This window comes from Kitasatospora sp. NPDC056446 (genome assembly GCF_042796115.1).
Taxonomy (GTDB): domain Bacteria; phylum Actinomycetota; class Actinomycetes; order Streptomycetales; family Streptomycetaceae; genus Kitasatospora.
This window is the reverse complement of sequence record NZ_JBHTRF010000208.1, coordinates 1-1,573: the sequence shown is the minus strand read 5'-3', so window position 1 is coordinate 1,573 and position 1,573 is coordinate 1. Positions and strand designations below refer to the sequence as shown.

3 protein-coding genes are annotated in these 1,573 nt (G+C 57.8%); all 3 read left to right on the top strand.

Going from position 1 to position 1,573, the window contains the following annotated elements; translation table 11 throughout:
* On the top strand, window positions 1-601 hold a 601-nt coding region (locus ACFQ6N_RS40710), incomplete at its 5' end, for a hypothetical protein (RefSeq protein WP_380659183.1).
* A 29-nt stretch (window positions 602-630) separates the two neighbouring features.
* Window positions 631-1,119 carry a hypothetical protein gene (locus tag ACFQ6N_RS40705; protein ID WP_053451029.1) on the top strand — a complete coding sequence of 163 codons (489 nt, stop codon included), beginning with the start codon at window positions 631-633 and terminating at the stop codon, window positions 1,117-1,119.
* A gap of 69 nt (window positions 1,120-1,188) precedes the next feature.
* Window positions 1,189-1,573 (top strand): biotin/lipoyl-binding protein (locus ACFQ6N_RS40700; RefSeq protein WP_380659182.1); only part of this gene is annotated, 385 nt, incomplete at its 3' end.

The window sequence follows — 1,573 nt, the reverse complement described above, 5'->3', positions numbered from 1 at the left end:
AGGCAACACAGTCAAGTTCAATGCCAGCCTTTCCGACGCTCAGGCAGCGACACTGGGACAGATCGTGGACTATGGGAAAGCGCACAACATGCTGGCTCCAGAGATTCGAATGGCAGTCAACCAGGCGTTTTATGAAAGTTCCCTAGGTTCGATGACCAGCAATCCTACCAACTCCAACGTTCAAGGCCTGTACCAGTACGACGCTAGTACTTGGGACTATCTGGGTCATGGAGCGCTCGATCGATCGAGCACGAACGATCAGATCGCAGCAATGTACGACGACATTCGCAACTTCGAATCTCGATGGGCTGCGGGCCGCCAAGCCGGAACGATTCCGACTACCCTTCTGATCGACGACTACGTGGAGATCAAGCACCATCTCGGGCCCAACAGCACGCAATGGTCGTCTCCGGTTGTTTCCGACTACAACGGCAAGGTTACGGTGCTCGGCTTCACCAGCGTTTCCGCCGGAACAACGGCACCGCCTGATGGAAGTACGGGGGGCGCCGGCAGTGGTGGCCACTCTGGAGGAGGTGGCGGGGGTTCAAGCGGCGGCACCGGCGGTACGGTCATCGTTGGCCCTCCGCAGCGTCAGCCTTGAGCCCACTCAGAAGTCACAGGAGAAATTCCATGAAAGCCAAGCTAGCCACTTGCGTACTCGCAGGGGTGCTGATGTCGACCGGCGCCTCAGCTGCGGAGTGTGGAAGCGCGGTAGCGGAGTACGTTTACTCCAGCAACCCTGCACTGCACGCTCGAATCCAGCCGCTAGCAATGCCTGGAACAGGGAACACACTTGGAGTCACTCTGGAAGACCGATCCCGGGGCTTCAAGGCTTGGTTCATCGCCGACAAGGGCAGCGGTTCGTACTCGTCCCTTATCTACGTAGATGACTTTACGCAGCCGTCATGGCACCAGCCCGATCCGGATGCTCCCCGGGCCATTCGGGACATGCCCATCTTCGGTTGGGATCAGTCCCTGCATGTGAATGAAGATCTAAGGAACCTCAAGAGTGCCCCGCAGTTTCTATTTGTTCCGGACCTCGCGGAAGTCGTGTCACATGGCATTGAGCAGCCGTTCCCCCTGACTCAAGGCATCTTCAATCGAATCAGCTGTCGCTAGGCTTTAAGGGAGGGGGGCGACCTCCCTCCCTCTAACCGGCACTGCCATCACGCCCAGCAGAACTGATCAATGGAACTGTTTCGCAAGGAAGCCGAGACTGCTCATGCAGACCAGTTTGGCGCCATCATCGTTTCAACGCCAAAGGCTCACTTCGCAGCTGGTGTTAGCGCCACTGCACTGTGCTTGGCCGCACTCGTTCTCTCATTCCATGCCCACTATGCTCGCCGGGAACAGGTATCTGGTCATCTAGTTACTGATACGGGCGAGAGCCGGATTCTAGCGCGTCGATCTGCAACCGTCTCAGAGGTGTACGTCAGAGAGCACCAACACGTTCGAAAGGGAGATCCGATCCTGCGGCTATCCAGCGAAATGCACACCCGCGGGGGTGCCGTGCATGCCAGAGTCGAGGAGAACATTGAGAATCAAATCACCTCGGTCCACGCGAGCGTCGCAG